The organism is Streptomyces sp. GL_140 (genome assembly GCF_057834465.1).
Genome location: NZ_JBYQMJ010000002.1, coordinates 152,948 through 172,821 on the forward strand (window position 1 = coordinate 152,948; position 19,874 = coordinate 172,821).

Genomic DNA, 19,874 nt, shown 5'->3' on the forward strand with positions numbered 1-19,874 from the left:
AGGTTGACTCCGTACGGAGAGGAAGTTTCCCCGGATCCATTTTATGGACCTTCGGCCCGGCTTTCGGGACTAAAGCCCCTAACGCGGAAGGTGCTCGAGATGCTGTCCCCAGATGAACACCAGATCACCGGGTGCGGGCCAGTCCGTCAATGGATTTCCGAGATCGGCGACGACCGCGTCGTACAGTGGCGTATCACTCGGCGGCCAGAGGGAACGTAACCCCGTGCGGTGGGCCAGTAGTCTGTGGAAGTCGTGCATGGTTCAGGCCTTCTGCGGGGGAGGGTGTGAGGTGGGTTCCTTGTGGATCTCGGCTCACTATACAGACGGGTTGGGGCGCCAATTTGGGGCCAGGAAGATCATTTTCATGGGCTTCTGAAGGCCTTTAGGAATTCATGACTCAGTGAACTGTCCGAAGTGCGCCACAATGGCGATCGTGAACTCGACGGCGAAAATTCATCAGGTACCTGCGGGCGAAAGGAAGGACTCGTCGCGGAGTACCGTTCTCCTTGCGGACCGTGATGTTGCATTCCGCATGCAACTGCGCGGTGTGCTTGAGGACCTGGGCCGCTACGAGGTGGTCGCGGAAGCCTCGACCGCCCCCGACGTGGCGCGCCAGCTGCGCAGCACGGAGCCCGAACTCATCGTCATGGACCTGTCGCTGGCCCACGAACTGGGCCTGCGTGCCGAACAGCTGGGTGGACTGCTGCCCCGGCCGCCCAAGGTCGTCATGGTCTCCGAGGGCGGCGGACACGGCGGGCTGGACGAGGCGTTGGACGCCGGGGTGCGCGGATTCGTCACCAAGCCCCTGGACGCCGGGCTGCTGGACGCCGTACTGGGCCACGTGCTGGCCGACGGGTGTGCGATCGCGCCGGAGGTCTTCGGCGGACTCATGGACAGGCCGGCCGGTTCCGGTGCGCAGTTCTCCCGGGCGCACCACCGGATCGGTCTGCTCAACGAGAGCGAGCGCGATGTCCTGCAACTCCTCGGATACGGCTTCGAGAACGAGAGGATAGCCCGCGAACTGCACCTGTCCCGGGCGAGCGTGAAGACGTACGTGTCCCGGCTGCTGGCCAAACTGCATCTCGACAACCGTACGCAGGCCGCGCTGGTGGCGAACGAGACCGGAATGACGGGACGTCACCGCGGCCCCGGAGCTCCGTGAGGTCAGGCCGCCTCGTCCAGCAGGCCGAGTTCGAAGGCCAGGACCGCGGCCTGGGTGCGGTTGTCCAGGTCCAGCTTCTGCAGCATGCGCGAGACGTGAGCCTTGACGCTGGAGAGGGACAGGTAGAGCCGCTCGGCGATGCAGGTGTTGCTGAGCCCTGCACCCACCATCCGCAGCACCTCGCGCTCCGAATCGGTCAGGGGCGCCAGCCGCTCGGTGTCCCGTACGGCGGCCTTGCCCCTCGACGCCTTCGCCATCATCAGGCCGAGCATCTCCGGCGAGACGAGGGAACCGCCGTTCACGACGCAGTCCATGGCGTCGCGCAGATCCTCCGCGCGGATGTCCTTGACCAGGAACCCGCGGGCGCCGGCCTCCAGGGCCCGCAACGCGCATGCGTCGACCGCGAAGCCCGTCAGCACGATGACGGGCGGTGGGTTCTCGATGCGCATCAGCCGCCGCGTCGCCTCCACCCCGTCGACCCGCGGCATCCGCAGATCCATCAGGACCAGGTCCACGTCGTGCTCGCGCGCCTTTGCCACGGCCTGCGTGCCGTCCTCGGCCGAGGCTGCGACCGCGTACCCGGGCATGGAGTCGACGAGACGGGTCAGGCCGTACCGGCTGATGGCCTCGTCGTCGACGACGAGGACGCGTACGGGTATGGGCACAGGGAGCTGTTCCTTCCGGGTTGATCGAACGGGTTGATCGAACGGGTTGGATGAACGGGCTGGATGAATGGGGGCGAAGCGTCGGCATCCGGGTCAACTGTTATCAGGTCGAGGCTCCTTCGGCGAGGAGCAGCGGCAAGCGGCCGGAGGGCTGCCCCCCTCATGTGCTGCCGTCAGCCACCCGTGTGAAGCCCCGCCATCCCGCTTGTCCACCTTCGGTGCGCCTTTGCGACGGAAGATGACAGTAACCAGTGATTTCATCCTGTTGACTTCGGCCGGTGAACCCCGCCCCGACAGCCGCCGCCGAGGGAGCCGCCGCCCCATGACCACCCGAAGCCTGTTCGACGAACGGCTGGAGGCGGTCGAGGACCGGCTGCGCCGCCTGTACGCGCCCCACACCGAGGACGGCGGCGCGACGGAGCCCGCGGACCCGTTGCCCGAGGCAGGGCCGTGGCCCGGTGCCGCACAGCTCGCGGGCCTTGCCGCCGAGGGGGACCGGCTCGCGCACCTCGCGGCGGAGTTCGGTCTCACCGGGACCGAGTGCGACCTGCTGCTCACCTGCCTGCTGCCCGAGATCATCCCCGTCTGCGGCACCGCCTTCCGGTACCTGAGCGGTCTGCCCACCTCCCGGCCGACCGTCTCCGTGGCACTGGCCGCCCACGGCCTCAGCGCCGCGGACGCCCTCGCGCGCGGCCTGCTGCGGGAGGGGTTCCCGCTGCTGCGGTCCGGCCTGGTGGCGTACGAGAACCCCGAAGCGGCCTTCCCCGACCGGGTGCTGAGCGTCCCCGACCGGCTCCTGGACTTCCTCGGCGGCAGCGGCAGCGGCAGCGGAACCGGGCCGCAGGCCGGCCCCCGCTGGCTCCGGGCCCTGCCGCCGCACCCCGACGACCCGGACTCCCGGGCCGTGAGCGTCCTGGACGCGGAACTGGCCACCGACCCGCACCGGACCCGCTACCTGCGCCAGGGCATCGGCGGCGAGGCCCTGCCCGCCGCTCGCTCAGCCCTCGCCGCCGTCGGCCGCGTCGCGCTCCTGCTGGACCCCGACTCCCTCGCCACCGCCCAGGAGCCCCCCGCCCAACTGGCCGCGCAGGCCGCCCTGGAGGCCCGCCTGCGCGGCGCCGCGATCCTCGTTCCCCTGCAGCCACCCGGCACCGCGCCGGCCGACCGCACCGACCTGCTGCGGCAGCTGGTCACCCGCCTGAACGAGGAGCCGCTGCCCCTGCTGCTCTACGGCGCCCAGGAATGGGCCGCGTACGAGTGGGACGCACTCGCACCCGCCGGGACGGACCTGCGCGGCGCCGATGCCGGCTCCCGGCGCGCAGGCGACCGGCTCGGGGCGGCGGCGTCGGCCGCCGTCGAGCGCCTGCACCGCAGCCGCGCCCTGCACGCTGCCCGACCCACCCCACAGGAGGTACGGGCCGTGGCCCGGCAGCGCTCCGCCTCCGAACTGGGGTCCCTGGCCCGGCACATCGTCCCCGAGGTCGGCTGGCCCGATCTGGTGCTGCCCGCCGCGGTCCGCACCCGGCTCGACATGCTCGTCGCCCGGGCCCGCCACCGCGACGCCGTCTTCGAGGACTGGGGCCTGCGCCGCGGCGGGGGACGGGGCCGGGGCGTCACGAGCCTGTTCGCGGGCGAGTCCGGGACCGGCAAGACCATGGCCGCGGAGGTGGTGGCGGGGGAACTGGGCCTCGACCTCTACGTGATCAGCCTCCCGTCCGTCGTCTCGAAGTACATCGGCGAGACCGAGAAGAACCTCGAACGGATCTTCTCCGCCGCCGACACCCTCGACGCGGTGGTCCTCTTCGACGAGGCCGACTCGATGTTCGCCAAGCGCGGCGAGGTCAAGGGCTCCAACGACCGGCACGCCAACATGCAGAGCGGCTACCTGCTCCAGCGCCTGGAGGCCTTCAACGGTCTGGCGGTCCTCACGACCAACCTGCGCTCCAACATCGACAGCGCGTTCACCCGCCGCTTCGACGAGGTGGTCCACTTCGAGAGTCCCGGCCCCGAGGTCCGTGCCCGGCTGTGGCGCTCCCTGCTGGGCGGGGCGGCCCCCGCCGGACTTCCCGTCGACAGCCTCGCCCAGGCCTATGACTTGGCGGGCGGCAGCATCCGCGCCTGCGTGGAGAGCGCCGTCTTCGCGGCGGTCGCGCGCGGCGGCCCGTTGACGGGCGAGGACCTGATGCAGGGCATAGAGGCCGAATACGCCAAGTTGGGACGGCTCTTCTCCCGGGTGGTCTGAGGCGGCCGGGCGGCGCCGAATCGAGGTAAGCAGTGCCGGATCGCGACGAATGGGAATGTATGAGCGATTCATGGCGTCTTGATGGGTATCGGGGTGAACGCTGTCACCCCAGGAGTGGAGAGAAGTCGACCTTGGAAATCACAGGATCCGGTCCCGGCCGCCGTGCGGTGCTGGCCCTCGGAGCAGGAGCTGCACTGGCTGCGGCCACGTCCACCGCGGCCTACGCCTCACCTCAGTCCGCAGGGACGGTGTCCAGGCGGCTGTGTGAACTCGAGGAGGAGTTTTCCGCAAGGCTCGGGGTGTACGCCCGCAATACGGCCACGGGCCGGACCGTGAGGTATCGCGGGGACGAGCGCTTTCCGATGTGCTCGGTTTTCAAGGCACTCGCTGCCGCGGCCGTCCTGCGGGACCTCGATCACGACGGCACGTTCCTCGCCAAGCGGATCCGGTACACAGAGCAGTACGTGACGGACTCGGGTTACGCACCGATCACGGGCAGGCCGGAGAATGTGGCCGATGGCATGACCGTCGAGGACCTGTGTGCCGCCAGCGTCTCCCACAGTGACAATGGGGCGGCGAATCTCCTTCTGCGCGAGCTCGGCGGACCTGCGGCGATCACCCGTTTCTGCCGCTCGATCGGGGACCGGGTAACCCGGCTCGACCGGTGGGAGCCCGAGCTGAATTCGGCGGAACCGTGGCGGACGACCGACGTCACCAGCCCTCGTGCCATCGGGCAGACGCTTGCGGGGCTCACCATCGGCAGCGTTCTCGCACCGGAGGACCGGGAACGGTTGACGGGTTGGCTGGTGGCCAACACGACCAATGGCGAGCGTTTTCGCGCCGGTCTTCCCGCCGACTGGACCCTGGCGGACAAGACCGGCGGGGGCAGGCAGTACGGGGTCGCCAACGACGTGGGTATCGTCTGGCCTCCTGGACAGCCGCCTCTTGTCCTGGCCGTCCTTTCGACGAAACGTGCTCCCGAAGGCCCGACGGACAACTTGCTGGTCGCCAAGGCCGCCGCACTGGTGGCAGCGGAGCTGACCTGACATGTATGCGCACAGCGAACGCCGGCAGAAGACATCCCCGCCCCCCTCGCCGGTGCAGCAACGGCGCCCTGCTCCGCCACCGCCACTGCCACCGCCGTCGGCCCTCACGGCTCCACCGCTGCCCGCCTTGTTCCGCCCCGCCGCTCCACCTTCGCCGCTGCCCGGCCGGACCCCGGAGTCCGCGGAGCCCACGGGCCTGCCCCCGGGGCTCGAACCCGGGACGGCGCTCGTACGGATCTCTGCCAAGAGCACGGGGGAGCTCACGCCCGAGGAGGCGGACGAGTACGTCCGCGGAATGTCCCACCCGAAGGCCGAGACGGGATACCTGATCAAGGAGTCCCGCCCGAACCGCTTCACCCGCAAGGTGAATTACTCCATCGGCTCGTCCGACGGCAGCGGCACCACCCGCAGCGCCGCACCGGGCGATTTCGGATGGGCGGTCGGGGACGGCTCGGCGGGCCTGAGGATGTGGAGCGAGCGGAACAACAAGCCGGAGGCGAGGCGCGCCCGGCGGGTCGACACGGGAGAGAACTACCTCAGCGCCGACTACCGCAGGATCAATCCCCTGCTGGCCGCGCTCGCCGAACGGTATCCGCAAGGGGAGTACACGCGGGAGGGCTTCCGGCTGCCGACCGAGCCGGAGGAGCGGCAATTGCTGGTGCGGTCCTGGAGCGCGATCGCCCTCCAGCGGCGCTACGCCTGCACCGCGGACGTCGGGGGATGGGACTGGGCCCATCTGTTCGGCACGTTCCTGCTGTTCCAGCGTCTGCACCAGGCATGGCGGGAGTTCGACGCGGCGGATGTGGCCGAAGGCGTCGTCTGGCGGGGCGACAGCGAAGCGCTGTACTCCGCCTTCGGCGGCCTCCTCGATCCCGGACGCCACCTTGCCGGGGCATCCGGGATCCCCGTGGACACTCCTGTGGTGTGGCCCGGGATCCTCTCCACCACCTTCGGCGACCCGAAGACGCACAACTTCATCAACGGCAAGAAGGTCGTCTGGCGGATCCGGATCCCGGTGGGCCACCCCGGCCGGTCGCTGGGTGCGAACAACAAGTCGGAGCAGGAGGTGACCTTCCCGGCGGGCACGGTGCTCCACGTCGAGGAGCTGATTCCCCGCGGCTCGGCCCGGTTCCCGCAGGAGGCCGGAGACAGGGCCGACGTCGTGATCCTGGCTCACATCGACTGACGACCCCGGCCCGCTCGGAGAGCGATCACTTGATGAGGAGCGACCTGTCAGCCGTGATGACTGCCGGGGCATCGCTTCCACGAGAAGTGGTAGAGCGTATTGACGCTCCCGTCCGTCGAGTCCATGGAGATGAAGCTGGTGGACCTTGAGTCGGAGCTGCCGGCCTTCACGCGCAGCTCGGTGTTGACATTGAGGAGTCGCTCCGCGCCGCACGGGGCGTAGACGAGGGACTCGACAGCCGTGACGTCGGAGTGCTGCCAGTTGTCGTCCGTCGAGCCGGTGAAGGGATGGTCGACGTAAGCCGTCTGTGACATGCCCTGGAAGTAGTAGCCGGCGCGCTGGAGCCCGGACGCTCCCTTTTCGAGGTGCGCGAAGCCGCGGTAGTCGGCCTGGGCGATGGCGTACGTGTACCCCTGGGGGACGTGCACGTTCAGGCTGAGCTGGCAGTTCTTGCGCACGTCGGTGGGCCCGGCGCCACGTCCCACCTGCGCCGTGTAGTCGCTGTAGGCGACAGTGAAGGCCGTGTTGTCCGGAGCGGCGGACACCGCGGCGGTCCCGGCCGGGCAGCCCGAACCGTTGACGTTCACCACCTCTATGGACACCTTGTCAGGCGGTGTGACGTCGTGCGTGGCCGCGCTGGCCGCGGTGGCCGAAGGAGAGAGCGAAGCGGCCAGAAAAGCCAATACGGCGCCGCCGGTCATCGTCGATCTGCGCATGAATATCCCCTACTCTGTGCATTCGGTCGATGGTGGGCCCTGCAAAAATGCCAAAATTTCAGGAGCACTTTTTCCAGGCGAAGTGGTACAGGGTGTTGAAGCTTCCGTCCGTCGAGTCCATCGACATGAAACTCATCGGAGTGGGATTCGGCGTTCCGGTGGTCACGCGGAGTTCCGTATTGATGTTGAAGTTTCGCTCCGCGCCGCACGGGGCGTAGACGAGGGACTCGACGGCCGTGACGTCGGAGTTCTGCCAGTTGTCGTCCTTCGGGCCGGTCAGGGAGTGGTTCGTGTATGCCGTCTGTGACATGCCCTGGAAGTAGTAGCTGGTGCGTTGGAGCCCGGTCGCTCCCTTTTCGAGGTGCGCGAAGCCGCGGTAGTCGGCCTGGGCGACGGCGTACGTGAACCCCTGGGGGACGTGCACGTTCAGGCCGATCTGGCAGTTCTTGCGGAAATCGAGGGGAGCGGCGCCGCCGCCGGCCTTCGCCGTGTACTGGCTGTAGGTGACGGTGAAGGCGGTGTTGTCGGGAGAGACGGCCACCTGTGCGGTCCCGGGCGGGCAGCCCGATCCGATGACGTTCACCAGGTCGATCACGATCTTGTCGGGCGGCGGTGTGTCGCCCCTGGTGGCAGCGGAAGAGGGCGAGAATGAAGCGGCCACCAGTGCAACCGCCGCGCAGCCAATGAATATCGGTTTGGGCATGAAAATCCGATCCATATTTCACGGGTGCTGGGTGCAGCGATATCCTGGCGCCGATGAACTCCGATGTATAGGGCATGTTGAGCCGTCATTTCGTACGGCAGGGCGCGCAAGATTGGCCCGAATTTGCTCGAAGAGCCTTTTTCGGCCTCATGCCGACCTCGACTTCAGGCGATCTCCTCCACATTGCGGCGCAGGCGGGCCCCGCCGCTGGGGCGGGCGGGGCGGTTCTCCGGGACCAGCGGTAGGTCCAGGCGCTCGGCCCGCAGGGTCATGCCCTTGACCGGCTCGGTCTCGACCGCGGTGGCCGGGCGGGTGACCGGCACCATCACCAGGAGGTCCAGGACCGGCCGGGCCGGGGTGCCCAGGCCCGACCAGAGCTTCGCGGCGGGGGATTCGCCACCCTCGGTGGTCTCGCGCAGCTTCAGCGACAGCGCGCCCCTCGCCGTCCGGCCCGGCAACGGGACCAGGTGCTCGGTGGCGACGCACCACTCGAGCAGGGTGCCCAGCATCCGGTGCTCGTCGCGGGGGCTGTGGCCCCAGACCGTGAGGGCGTAGCCGAGGTGGAAGAAGCGGGTCGGTCTGTTGTAGCCGACGACGACGCCGTGTTCGTCGATGATGCTCGTGTCGCCGGACTGCCGCTGCTTCATGTCCTCCTCGATGCTGTGGAGGAAGAGGTTCACGCACAGCCCCGAGCGCCGTGCGGCCCAGTCGGAGTTCGGGGTGTCGAAGACGACCTGCGCCTGCACACCGTGCAGTGGGCCCTGCCGCAACTCCCTCTCGAGGGTGTCGTCGACATGCTGGACGATGCTCACGGCGCGGATCCTTCCTTCTCGGCGTTCGGTCCCTTGAGCGGGATCAGGTCGCCGACGACCGTGGCGGTGGCGACGCAGGCGGTCGGCGCCGCGGGAGAGGGGGGCGCCCCCGGAGAGGGCGGAGCGCCGGGGCTCGACGGCACGGGGACGGGAAGCCCCGACGGCGGGGGAGCGCACTCCAGCTCGAGGGTGAACTTCTCGCCCTCCGCCACCGACAGCGGGGCGGGCGGCTCGTAGTCCTTGACGTTGTTCACCGCGGTGGTCTGCAACTGCCGGCTCGCGGCCTTGAGCACCAGTATTCCGGTCGGCGGCCCCGTGGCGCTCAGCTGCACCTTTTTGACGACCAGCCGGTAGCCCTTGCGCACCGTGTAGCTGTCGGCCGGTTTGCCGCTCCTGGTGTCGGCGGTCAGGGACATCTGGAACGGCTCCTTCTTCGCAGCGCCCGCCGCTTCCTGGTCCTTCTTCTCCTTCTCCTGCTCCGCCTTCGTCCGGTCGGCTTCCTTTTTCTCCGCCTCCGCCACCGAATCGAGTTGCGAAGGCCCCGTGGCGGACTCGGTTCCGGCCTTCGGCCGTTTGCCGCCTACCGGGGAGATCCACAGGGCGGCGAAGGCGGTCAGCACGACGGTCGTCGCGATCAGCGCCTTCACCGCGGGCTTGGGCAGTATCGGCCGCTGCCGGTGGACGAATGCAGTGCCGCGCTCTTCCCCGTGACCCCAGCAGGCCCGCACGGAGATCCGCCAGTTGGCCGCGGTCCCCATGAACACCGGGTTGAGCACGCGCACCATGAGGCTGACCCGTGCCCGCTCGCCGGGCTTGAGGGGCAGCCGGGTGCGCCGCAGGTGGGGCCGTACGGTCGCGTCCTCGGCCTCGGGCGCCGCTTGCAGCCGTACGGTCGTCGTCGCGTTCCCGGTGTTCTCCACCACGATCAGGTTGCTCGCCCGCAGGGCCCCGCCCGTGCGCGGGCGGACCGGTGCCAGCGCGATGTCGTGGAACTCGCCCACGTTGATGGCGGCTTCGGGGACGGCCACCGCGCCCTGGTCCTCCACCGAGGCGACGAGGACGGCGAAGGTCAGCATTCCGGGTGCGAGGCTGCTCTCGCGCGGCAGCGTGATCGGGATGTTGATCTTCTCGTGGTTGCCCGGGTAGACGGCTAGCCGGCCGAGATCCGCCTCGGTGTCGGGCCACTCGGCCGGTGGTCCGATGAGCCGGAGCCGGTAGGCGTCGACGACCCGGCTCTCGTTCCACACGTTCAGGTGCGCCGTCAGAGAACCGCCCGGCGTGATCACGCCCTCGGGAACGGTCAGTTCGGCCCGTACGCTCATGACCCCTGCCTGCTGAAGAACTGGATCTCGGCCATGGCCACGGGCATGCCGGGCTTGAGCCCAGGGTGGACGGCGTCGATCTGCACCTGTACGGCGACGACGTTGTCGATGCCCAGGTCGAAGCGTTGCGGGCCGGGCTGGCCGCCGAGCGTGATCTCCTTCCGCACGATCCCCTGGTCCGTGGTCGCCGAGACGGTGATGCGCGTGGGCCGGCCGGTCTCGAAGAACTGCCCGGGCGTTGCGGACGCGCCGTTGATGAGAACCAGGGAGGTCAGGCGGAAGGGCGTCTGGAACTTGGCCGTCCAGTACTGGCCGACGGCGTCCTGGCCGGTGCCCTTGGGGGCCCAGGCCTTGTTGTCGATGCCGTCGGAGGCGAGGTTGGCCTCGAATCCCTTGGCCGAGCTGGACGCGGAGACGGAGTCCGGCGCGACCGCGTACTGGGACAGGAAGCGGTCCTTGACCAGGGGTACGGCGCGCTCCACCGCCGCGGCCGCGCTGCCCAGCGACATCCCGGCCACCATGCACACCGGCAACGCGGCGGCGATGACGGCCAGGCGGCGGTCCCAGTGCCAGATGTCGGGCCTCTCCAGGTACTTCTCGCGCAGCTGTTGCCAGCGCGTGAGGTCCGGGGGTCCGGGGTCCGGGCGCAGCAGGGTGCCGCAGGGCCGGCAGTACGTGCGGTTCTCGGCGTTGTGGGATCGGCAGGCCGGGCACAGCAGGAGGGGCGGCATCGCGTCGGCGGAAGTGGCATCCCGCGGCAGGTGCCCTGGTACGCCCGGCTCCTCGGGCAGAGTGGTCCAGAGCACCACCTCGCCCCTGATCACTTGGGTCTGCGCCGCCAGGGGTTCGGGGGCGACGGACCGGGCGGCGGCCGGTGCCACGGGGTGCGGGGACCGGGGCGCGGCATGTCGTCCCCGTCGTCCTGTTGCCTCGGGCCGGTCGGGCGGAGCCCACGGTCCCGTTTCTGCCGGGGTGTTGAACTCCGGCTGGGGCACGTACCCCGGGAGTCCGTGGCCGCGTCCGTACCCCGCGGGCCCGTCGCCGCGTCCGTACTCCGGGCCCCACGGGCCGGGAGGTGCCGCCTCCGTGCGGACCGGCTCCGGCACGACCGTCGGGCTGCCTCCGGTCGTGTCCCATCCCATGTACGCGCCGCACGAGACGCAGAACATCTCCCCGGGGTAGGTCGCCGCCCCGCAGCTGCGGCAGATGCCCTGGTCCCCGGGCATGCGTCGGTCCCCGTGCCCGGACGAGTTCGTCCCCATCAGTGCGTACCCCCCACCATGCCCCGCGCCAGCAGCGGGTCCTCGTCGTCCTCGACCGTCACTTCGGCCCCGACATGCGCCGGGATCCATTCGCGGACCAGCTCCTCCACGTCCTCCACCACCCCCGGGCGCCCCGCCGACATCCCGTACGGCAGCAGTACCCGTACGTGCGCGCGTGCCCCGGCGGGCACCGGCACTCCGGGGTCGTCGGGCCCGGTCGTGCAGTGCGTCCCACCCGACTCGGTGAGCTCCAACCGCCCGCCCAGCACGGTGCGCACCAGGAGTTCCAGTCCCGCGGCCGTGCCGCGCAGCCCGTGCAGCCGGTGTCCGAGCAGCAGCGCGTTGCGCCGTCCCGTGGAGCCCACGCACGGGGGCAGGGAGGTGTCGGACCAGCTCAGCATCCAGGTGACGAAGTGGTCCGGGGCGGTGCGCGGGCTGAAGTACCCGTCCAGGCAGTCCAGCGCCGTGATCAGCGGTGCCAGGGTGTCGTCGAACCCGGTGATGAACCGGTCGGCGAAGTCGCCCTGCCGGTAGCCCTCCGGCAGGATCGCGCGGAGCGAGCGGCTCCCGGGAACCAGCGGGGGCAGGTCCGACGGCTGCCCGGGCGCCGGAACGGGCGTACCGGCCCGCGCTCCCGCGACCGCCCGGGATGCCGCGCTCGCAGGTGACGACAGCTTCTCCATGGATCTGTTCCCGTCCGTCTCTCATTCGTCGGCCGGCCGCCCTCGTGGTCACGGCTGTCCTCGTTCCAACAGGTCCGCATGCTCAGCGCGCGTTCTTCACGGCAACCTGGTGGCGGAAGGACAGGAACAGCGTTGCCGGGCCCACGTCGATGCGATCGGCCGCGGGCTGCCGCTCGCCGCTGCCGATGTCCGCCGCGTACATCTCCAGCTTGATCACCGATTCGACCTCCTCGCAGCGTGCGGCGACCGCGTACAGGTCGCTCAGCCGCAGCGCCCGCCCCAGTGGCCAGCCCGAACGGGCGGTGGCGGATGCGCCGGCGGAGGCGGTCGCGGACGGCAGCGGGCTCAGGCACTCGTACAGCGCGCGCAGTACCCGTTCCTTGACCCCGGCCCGGTCCGCGCCCTTCACCGCCTCGACCTCGGCGACTACGGTCACGCCCTGGTACGCGGGGCCGCTCACCGACACCGTCGTGCCGAGCGGACGCGCCGCTTCGACTGCACGCGCGGCCGAGAGCAGCATCTCCTCGGAGGGCACCAGCTCCCGCCAGCTGTTCTCCTCGCGCACATCCCGTACCTGAGGGACGATCAGTATCCGCACCAGTCCTGCCCGGTCGGAGCCCGCCGGCTCGGCCACGCAGTCGATCCGGCCCGCGTTCCGGCAGGCCGCGGCCGCGATCGACTCGTAGTCCCTGGCCGTGACGGCCCGGTCCTGGGTCCGCAGCCACTGGCCGGCCCGTCGCCGTACGTGGTCCACCGACTCGGCGTCGACCCCGCCGGTCGCGGGCTTGCGGTTCTCCACCCATGAGACCAGTGCGAGGGGGGTGCGCAGCACGGTCAGCGCCGATGCGGCCACGTTGCCCTCGCGGCCACCACCGCGTCGGTAGGCGCCGGCGGTGATCCTGGTGCCGATCTCGGGTACGGCGCCGTACTGGCGCATTTCGCCGTCCGGCTGTCGGACGGACGGGCCGAACCGGACGGTGCCGCCCGCCTCGTCGACGGTCACGTGACGGTCGGTGGGTGTGGAGTCCGCGAAGGAGGGGACCACCTTCCACAGCTGGCGGCCGGCCTTGGTGTCCACGGCGACCTCGCGAAGCGATCCGGCGACCACCGGGGTGCGGTGGACCGTGAAGGACTGGCCCGCCGTGCCGTCGGAGACGCCGAGCTCATCGTGCGGAATCGTTTCGCCTTCCTGTGCGCTCGTGGTCCCGCCCACGGTGTACGCCTCCAGGGAGCTGATCCTGGGGGAGGAGGAGTACGGGGACTGCCCCGGTCGGCCCTCGGTGATCCGGCAGCGCAGCCAGCCGGCCCGGCGGCGGCCGATCAGCGAGGCGGTGTGCCAGTCGGGCACGTGCAGCACGATCTCGCCGGGCCGGTTCAGGCCGCCCGTGCCGTCGCTCTCCACCTCGCACGGCATCCAGCCGTCGCCGCACCACGCCTCCCAGATCCTCGGAGGGCGCCGCGGGTCCACTCCCACTCCGTCCGTCGCGCATTCCACGCGCAAGGCGACCGCGCAGCGCGGTGCGGGTTGGGACAGGCCCACCAGCAGCGCGTCTCCGGGTACCGGCGGCTGGGCGAAGCAGGTGACAGGCTCTCCGGCGGCGAACCGTTCGGTGACCAGCTCGGGCGGTTGTCCCGCGGGCGCCGAGCCGATGTGGCGCAGCTCGGTCGCCACGATGTCCAGCTGCCGGTCGACGGTGAACACCCGTGCCGCGGCGCTGCCCGAACGGGGGGTGGCCACCTCCGCCCCGGCCGGGACGGCCACATCCGCCCGCTGGGGGGCGGAGAGGTGGAACGTGAGCTCCGTTCGCGCCGCCTGAGGGGCGGTCGGCTGCACGCCCAGCAGTTCGAGGAACTCCAGGTGGATCTTTTCGGGGACCCGGTTCAGCCGGTACGAGAGCTGGTCGACCATCTGCGCGAACGCCTCGATCAACGCGACACCGGGGTCGGAGACGTTGTGGTCGGTCCACTCGGGGCAGCGGCGCTGGATGAAGCGCTTGGCGTCGTCGACGAGATCCTGGAACCGGCGGTCGTCCAGGTGGGGGCTAGGCAGAGACATCGTCTTCCCTCCGGGGTTCGCCGCCGGGGTGCTCGGGGCGTGCGGCCCCGCCGCCGTCGTGGGCGGGGATCACGTAGAACGGATGGACCAGATTGCGGCGGCTGTTGGTGCCGGCCAGCTGGTAGTCGACCTGGATGTCGAGCACCTCCTGGTGTCCGGCTGCCTGGACCACGCTGACGTCGCGCACGACGATCCGCGGCTCCCAGCGCTCCAGCGCCCGGCGTACCTCGTGGGCGATGGCCCCGCTGCTGGAGGCGTCGAACGAGCCGAAGACCCGGTCGCGGATCGCGCAGCCGAACTCCGGCCGCATGGGCCGTTCTCCGGGCTCGGTCCCCAGGATCAGGCGGATGGCCTGCTCGACGTCGGCGGAGCCGCCGGCCATCGCCACCCCGCCGGAGGGGCTCACACCCAGCGGGAAGGCCCAGCCGCGACCGATGAAGAAGTCGGACACGCGGCTCAGCTTCCGATCATGACGGTCGGGCAGCCGACGGCGATGATGCCGCCGCCGCAGGCGATGGTGTCGCCCATCGCCGCGGCCGGCATGCCGCCGATGAGCACCTTCCGTACGGCGACCACCGGAACCGGCGGGATCGGCGGGATGTGCAGGGGGCCGATGCAGGTGGCCAGCGATCCGGCCACGGCGGCCGGCTGGCCTCCGATCAGGACGTTGACCGCCATCGGCGGGCCGGTCACCACTCCGGCGGCGGCGCCGTGGAGGGTGGGGTCGCCTATGCGTGCTGCGGGAGGCATGGTCGCGTTCTCCTTCCGGTGGAGGGGGGTCGGTCGATGGGTCGATGGGGCGATGGGGCGATTGGTCGGGTCCTCGGGTCGTCGGCTTCGGTGAGAGTGGCGGGGCGTCAGTTGATCTTGACGAGGGCGGCGGAGATCTCCGCGAGAGCGCTGCCCGAGACCTTCACGGTTGCTCCGGTGGCCTCCAGGCGGGCCGAGGCATCGAGATTGATCTTCGCGCCGGACACCGCGAAGCTCTCCGTGGCGTTCACCGTGACCTTCCGGCCCTTGAGGTCCAGGTCCGAGGTGCCGGCGTCGACGGTGATCCCCTTGGCGGAGGTGATCTCGACCTTGCCGTCGCTCTTGATCGAGACCACGGTGTCGTGCTGGTCGAGCCGGATCTGGAGTTTGCCGTCACCGGTGATCAGCGTGGCGCCCATGCCCGGACCGCCCGCGTCCAGCAGCTCCAGCCGGTGGCCCTCCTTCGAGGCGAAGGACCGCCGGTTGGTGGCGCCCTTGCCTCCGTCGACAAGGTCCAGGTGGTGCGGGGCGAGCTTGTCCACGCCGTTGTACAGCCCGCCCAGGACGTACGGCCGGTCGAGGCAGCCGTGCTCGAAGCCGACGAGCACCTCGTCGCCCACCTCCGGCAGCACCACGCCGTGGCCGCGGCTGCCGCCCAGCTGCGCGGTCCGCGCCCAGTTGCTCTCGTACTCCGCGGACAGCCACGGCAGCTGGACCTTGACGCGGCCCTGCTCCTGCTCGTCCTTGATGTTGACGACCGTGCCCGGCAGCAGCCCGTAGAAGCGGCGCAACCCGGCCTCGCCGTCACCGGGACGCCCGGCGGCCGCGGAGTCCGCGCCCTCGTCGACGGTCAGTTCCGTCAGATAGCCCGATTCCGGGTGGTACTCGTGCCGTACGGAGGTGACGGTGTACCGGCCCTCGAACTTCTTGCCCAGACCGGTCAGGGACACCGCCGAGCGCAGCCGCAACCGCGGCTCCCCGCGCACCACCGCCCGCAGCCGGGTCAGCCCCGCGGCAACCTCCTGGGACATCGTCCCGGCGAGCTGCTCGGCCTCGTCCTGCGTACCGCGCGGCAGCCCCGCCAGCACCAGCGGCTCCCCGCGCACCGCGGAGGCGTCCGCCTTCCACGCGCCGCTGTGCCGCGCCGTTTGCCCCGGGGCGTGCTCGGCCGCGAACGGCTGTTTGCGGCCGGGGTCCCAGCCGCGCACCGCCACCTTCTTCACCTGGCCGTCGAGGGAGGCCGCCGAACTGACCTTGACCAGGTTCTCGCCGAACTGGAGGGCGAACGGGCTCTGCCGGGCCGGCGTCCCCGTCGCGGGTGCGTCGGAGGCCCGCGCGGGCTTGAGGAACTGGAGCTCGCCGTCACGGAAGAAGAGATCCCGGCCGTTCTCGCGGGCGAGGTGGGCCAGGAAGTCCCAGTCGGACATGGCGGGCTGGGTGAGGAACGGGTACACCAACCGCGTGCCGTCGACCGTTCCCGTCCGCACCCCGGCCAGGTCGGCCACCTTCTGGACGATCTGGGCGGCAGACATCTCGTGGTAGGCCAGCGTCCTGGTACCGCGCCGCAGCCGGTGCGCATGGTCCTGGGCCCGGATCACCGTGAGCACACCACTGCCGCCGCCCGCCCGCCCGCCGACGTCCGCGGTGGCCCGGGCCTCGCACTCGGTGACCTCGCCCTCGAACAGATCGTGCTTGCCGTCGGACGCGAAAGCGGTCAGCTCGATCCTGCTGCCGAACCCGATTCCGGTCTCGGCGAGCAGGGACGCCTCGCGCGGGTCCCGGAAGCCGAACTCGGCGGCGGCCGAGTCCTTTCCGTTCTCCTCCACGGACGCCCAGGCGAGAGCGAGGTCGAAGGCCGGCGGCAGACGGCGGCCGTCGACCCGGATGCCCAGTCCAGCGGTGTGACGGCCGGTCATGTGCGTGGTCCTTACGTGTGCGGGCGGCGGAGGTACAGGGGGTGCTGCTCGGAGCTTCGGCGCCGGGCGGCGGCCGGCCCCGATCAGTAGTCGGCGGATCCCGGCAGCAACAGCACCTGCCCGGGGTTGACCTTTGACGGGTCGTCGATCCCGTTGAGCTCGGCGATCGCCCGCCAGTCACCGGCGCGCCCGGTGCTGCGCACGGCCACGGACTGCAGGGAGTCCCCGCGTACGAGCACGCAGGACTGCCGGGAGCCGGGCGAACCGGACGTCGGGTTCTGCCCCTTCGTGGTGCTGCCGATTTCCTCCAGGGTGATCTCGCACATCGCGCGCAGCGGATCCCCCTCGGCGGAGAACCGGGTGTACGTGGCCCGGACGCTGCTGAGGAAGGCCATGAAGGACACCGAATCGAAGCTCCCCCAGCGGAACTTGACCCAGGGCGGCGAAGGCTGGTCGTCCGAACGGCTGCTCTCGGTGGGCGTGCAGCAGGCCAGCAGCTTGGACACCCGCTGATCGACGGACTGGCCCTGCTTGTCCTTCTCGTCGAGGACGACGGACATCGTCAGCACCCGAGGTCGGCTGCCGGTGAACTCCGGCACCGAGGTGTGCTGCGCGAGCCGCGCGTTGTGCCGCACCCAGGACACCTCTTTGACCAGGGAGAGCTCTGCCGGATTGAACTGGAGCGCGATCTCCTCGCGCCGCGTGGCATCCGTCCCTCCGCCCGTCGGCGGGGCGTAGATCTCCAAGGTGGCCTTGACCATCTTCTTCTCCGGCACGTCGCCTCCTCTTCTAGGTCGTCTCTTCCGGATCTTGCCGGTCAGGTCCGCGTCGTCCGGTGCCGTGCCTCGGTGCGCTGCCGGGCGGCGCGGGCCCGGCAAGATCCGGAAGAGACGGCCTAGGTCTGCCCGGCTGGGAAGAACCCGCTGTGGATGAACTCGATCTCCTCCATCGCGACCCCGCCGCCCGCGGCGTCCAGGCTCGGACCCCGCCACGCCACGGGCATCACGTCGAGCAGGTCCCACTTGGCCACGGTCTTGCCGTCCTCGCCGATGCAGGAGATCTGTCCCGTCCGACGGTCCGCCTTGCGCACCGAGTCCTGGACCCACTGGCACGCCTCCATCGACTTGCCCGTGATGGGGCGGGTCAGGACGAGGGGTGAGTACGTGATGCGGTTGTTGAGGTAGGTCGGCGAGTCGTTGATGCCGCCCTCTGTCACCTTGTCAACCTCGACCGACAGGGCCAGCCCGGTGCACCGGGAGAAGAAGCCCAGATTCTTGCCGTCGATCGACAGGGCGAACCGGTGGACGGAGATGGCCTGCGCTGATGGGTCGGCCATGGCTAGGCCCCCTTTTCCTTGTCGAGGAGGACCGGCGGGATGCCCCAGACCACCGAGGCGGCGACGTCCGCACGGGCCGGCTCGCCCGATGGCGCCGGAGCGCGGACGGCGGGCGAACGCGTACCGAAGGCGCGGAACACGGGGTACGCGCCGGTGCCGGTGCTGATGTCGTCGCCGACGGGCGCAGGATCGGGCCGGGTGAACGGTGCGCTGCCGCCGGGCAACTCCGTGCCGAGGGCGCCGTACGAACCGCTCGGGTCATCGGGGCGGCGACCGGGTCGCGGGGTGGGCGCGAGTCTGCCGACGGAGGGGCGTCGCGCGGCTGCGCCCCGAAGCCCCGTGGCGGGCGCGCGCACCATGCCCGCCTCCGGGCGCTGCGTGCCCCGGCCCCTGCCCGCGCCGGAGGCCGGGCGAGGCTGTTCCGGCTCGGCATCGCGCGTCGCGGCACCGGTGGCCCGGTCTGCCGGACTGGAGAGTGGTGGGTCCGGTGCGACGGCGTCGGTGTCCTCCGACGTCCCGGGGCGCGTGAGGTCCGGGCGACGCGACCGGACGCGTGTGTCCGCGTAGGACGGGCCGGTGACGTTCACGGGCGCAGGCGCAGCCGGGTACGGGGCGTGGGGCTCCCGTAGCGCTTCGGCCGTGTCGCCGTAGGCTGCCGCGGGCGAGCGTGTGCCGGACGGCGTGGGCAGTGCGTTGTCATCTGCAGCGTGTGGGCGGCGGGCATCCGCCTTCGCGGCGCGGTGCACAACTCCTTCCACGGCCGTCGTCGCGGGCTGCGGCTGGTCGGGGCCCGTCCGTTCCGCTGGGGCATCCGGCCTCTCGAAGGCCGGTGCATTCGCAGGCACCGCCTCGTCTGCGGCGGCAGCGGCCCGCGGGGCGAGGGGGAGGTCCGGTACGACGGGGTGCCCGGGGTTCCGGGCACGAAGGGGAGCCGAGGGACCTGGACTCGGCGCGTCCGTCCCCTGCACCGCATGGGCTTCGACGGTGGTTCGAGTGTTCGGCTGGGCGCGGGGGTCGAGAGTGCCGCCGGGGTGGGCCGTCTTGACCCCGGCCGTCCGACCACGTTCGTGGGTGGTGGGCCGGTCATCGACGGCTCGGGCATGGGTTCCGGCGGACTGAGGGGCTGGGCTCGAGCCGGTGTTCGCCCCGTTCGTCGGGGCCGATGCCATGTCCGGAGTCCGGGTCGAAGCCCGGGTCGAATTCTGGGTCGAAGTCTGGGTCGGGGCGGCCGCCTCAGGCCCTCCGGCAGGACGATTGCCTCCGTCGGCGGGCCGGGCCGATCGAGTGTCCGGTCGCATGCTGGGGGCCCGCTCGGCGAGCGGAAGGCCGTCCAGGGAGGGGCGATAGGGGGTCTGGACGTGCAGCGGAGCGGCGGGGCCGGGGGCCTGTGCGTCCGCCTCCCGCCCTGGCCCGGCCGTGATCGCGTCGGAGTGCTCTTCGACGGGGGTCTGCCGGTCGGCCGTAGCGGTACCGACAGCTCCCCAGCCCTGGGTAGTGGCCGGTTGACGGGCGAGGGGGAGGCTGTGGCCTTCGGAGTCCGGATTCGGTGCGGTCGTCCGCGCTGCCGCGGGCGCGGCCGAAGAAGGGTTCGCTTTCGCGCCGGCGGCGTTGGCTTCGGTCGGCCGGTTACGGCGGCGTACGGGGCTCCGGGTATCGGCACCGGTCGGCGTGCCCGCCTGCGCAGACTCGGGCTCCGACACCGGGCGGGCGTCGGGCGAAGGACCGACGGCCGATGCGGCGGTGTTCTGCCGGTGGAGTGCGGCACGGTCCGGGGTACGGACCGGGACGTCCGTACCCGTCGCCCGTACCGCCTTGGTCGTGGTCACACCGGCGTTCCCGGAGCCGGAGGCCTTCTCCTCTGCTGCGGCGGTGCGCGCGCCGGTGGGCCGGTGCGGGAGGGGGAGGCCGAGGGCCTCGGAGTGTTCGAGGCTCGGCGTGCGCAGGGGTGCGCCGTGGCCGGAGTGCGACGCGGCAGCTCGTACCGCCTTGGCCGGGGCCGGGACGGCCTGTCCGTCCG

General features: G+C 71.0%; 18 protein-coding genes. 4 read left to right on the plus strand and 14 right to left on the minus strand.

Annotated features, from left to right (window positions below):
- Positions 1-424: 424 nt before the first annotated feature.
- Complete coding sequence (locus AC3IYJ_RS40350) at positions 425-1,162, plus strand: LuxR C-terminal-related transcriptional regulator (protein ID WP_489403191.1); 738 nt, start codon at positions 425-427, stop codon at positions 1,160-1,162.
- A 2-nt stretch (positions 1,163-1,164) separates the two neighbouring features.
- Here the strand turns inward: AC3IYJ_RS40350 and AC3IYJ_RS40355 are convergent, their stop codons facing one another.
- Complete coding sequence (locus AC3IYJ_RS40355) at positions 1,165-1,827, minus strand: response regulator (RefSeq protein WP_489403192.1); 663 nt, start codon at positions 1,825-1,827, stop codon at positions 1,165-1,167.
- A 322-nt stretch (positions 1,828-2,149) separates the two neighbouring features.
- Between AC3IYJ_RS40355 and AC3IYJ_RS40360 the strand changes: the two genes are divergently transcribed.
- From AC3IYJ_RS40360 to AC3IYJ_RS40370, 3 genes are all read left to right on the plus strand, one after another.
- Complete coding sequence (locus AC3IYJ_RS40360) at positions 2,150-4,069, plus strand: ATP-binding protein (protein ID WP_489403193.1); 1,920 nt, start codon at positions 2,150-2,152, stop codon at positions 4,067-4,069.
- 131 nt (positions 4,070-4,200) lie between these two features.
- The gene (gene bla, locus AC3IYJ_RS40365; RefSeq protein ID WP_489403194.1) at positions 4,201-5,115 is read left to right on the plus strand and encodes a class A beta-lactamase; all 915 of its coding nucleotides are present in this window, start codon (positions 4,201-4,203) and stop codon (positions 5,113-5,115) included.
- A gap of 127 nt (positions 5,116-5,242) precedes the next feature.
- Complete coding sequence (locus tag AC3IYJ_RS40370; RefSeq protein ID WP_489403195.1) at positions 5,243-6,301, plus strand: hypothetical protein; 1,059 nt, start codon at positions 5,243-5,245, stop codon at positions 6,299-6,301.
- Between the two features lie 47 nt (positions 6,302-6,348).
- Here the strand turns inward: AC3IYJ_RS40370 and AC3IYJ_RS40375 are convergent, their stop codons facing one another.
- From AC3IYJ_RS40375 to AC3IYJ_RS40435, 13 genes are all read right to left on the minus strand, one after another.
- A complete protein-coding gene (locus tag AC3IYJ_RS40375; RefSeq protein ID WP_489403196.1) occupies positions 6,349-7,017 on the minus strand; it encodes a DUF4360 domain-containing protein in 669 nt (222 codons plus the stop codon).
- A gap of 58 nt (positions 7,018-7,075) precedes the next feature.
- The gene (locus AC3IYJ_RS40380) at positions 7,076-7,720 is read right to left on the minus strand and encodes a DUF4360 domain-containing protein (RefSeq protein WP_489403197.1); all 645 of its coding nucleotides are present in this window, start codon (positions 7,718-7,720) and stop codon (positions 7,076-7,078) included.
- Between the two features lie 164 nt (positions 7,721-7,884).
- Positions 7,885-8,532 carry a Pvc16 family protein gene (locus tag AC3IYJ_RS40385; protein WP_489403198.1) on the minus strand — a complete coding sequence of 216 codons (648 nt, stop codon included), beginning with the start codon at positions 8,530-8,532 and terminating at the stop codon, positions 7,885-7,887.
- Entirely contained in the window at positions 8,529-9,854 is a 1,326-nt protein-coding gene (locus AC3IYJ_RS40390; RefSeq protein WP_489403199.1) for a COG1470 family protein, read from the minus strand. Before AC3IYJ_RS40390 ends, AC3IYJ_RS40385 begins: the two co-directional genes overlap by 4 nt.
- A complete protein-coding gene (locus AC3IYJ_RS40395) occupies positions 9,851-11,080 on the minus strand; it encodes a discoidin domain-containing protein (RefSeq protein WP_489403200.1) in 1,230 nt (409 codons plus the stop codon). Before AC3IYJ_RS40395 ends, AC3IYJ_RS40390 begins: the two co-directional genes overlap by 4 nt.
- Positions 11,081-11,115: 35 nt before the next feature.
- Complete coding sequence (locus AC3IYJ_RS40400) at positions 11,116-11,799, minus strand: hypothetical protein (protein ID WP_489403201.1); 684 nt, start codon at positions 11,797-11,799, stop codon at positions 11,116-11,118.
- An 82-nt stretch (positions 11,800-11,881) separates the two neighbouring features.
- Positions 11,882-13,855, minus strand: coding sequence for a putative baseplate assembly protein (locus AC3IYJ_RS40405; protein ID WP_489403202.1), 1,974 nt, complete (start codon positions 13,853-13,855; stop codon positions 11,882-11,884).
- Complete coding sequence (locus AC3IYJ_RS40410) at positions 13,842-14,306, minus strand: GPW/gp25 family protein (RefSeq protein ID WP_489403203.1); 465 nt, start codon at positions 14,304-14,306, stop codon at positions 13,842-13,844. The genes AC3IYJ_RS40405 and AC3IYJ_RS40410 overlap by 14 nt, the downstream gene beginning before the upstream one ends.
- 5 nt (positions 14,307-14,311) lie before the next feature.
- A complete protein-coding gene (locus AC3IYJ_RS40415; protein WP_489403204.1) occupies positions 14,312-14,605 on the minus strand; it encodes a PAAR domain-containing protein in 294 nt (97 codons plus the stop codon).
- A gap of 107 nt (positions 14,606-14,712) precedes the next feature.
- Positions 14,713-16,521 (minus strand): VgrG-related protein, encoded by a 1,809-nt coding sequence (locus AC3IYJ_RS40420; RefSeq protein ID WP_489403205.1) that lies wholly within the window; start codon positions 16,519-16,521, stop codon positions 14,713-14,715.
- Positions 16,522-16,604: 83 nt separating this feature from the next.
- A complete protein-coding gene (locus AC3IYJ_RS40425) occupies positions 16,605-17,297 on the minus strand; it encodes a CIS tube protein (RefSeq protein ID WP_489403206.1) in 693 nt (230 codons plus the stop codon).
- A 119-nt stretch (positions 17,298-17,416) separates the two neighbouring features.
- A complete protein-coding gene (locus tag AC3IYJ_RS40430) occupies positions 17,417-17,857 on the minus strand; it encodes a phage tail protein (RefSeq protein ID WP_489403207.1) in 441 nt (146 codons plus the stop codon).
- A 2-nt stretch (positions 17,858-17,859) separates the two neighbouring features.
- Positions 17,860-18,216, minus strand: coding sequence for a hypothetical protein (locus AC3IYJ_RS40435; RefSeq protein WP_489403208.1), 357 nt, complete (start codon positions 18,214-18,216; stop codon positions 17,860-17,862).
- Positions 18,217-19,874: the final 1,658 nt, after the last annotated feature.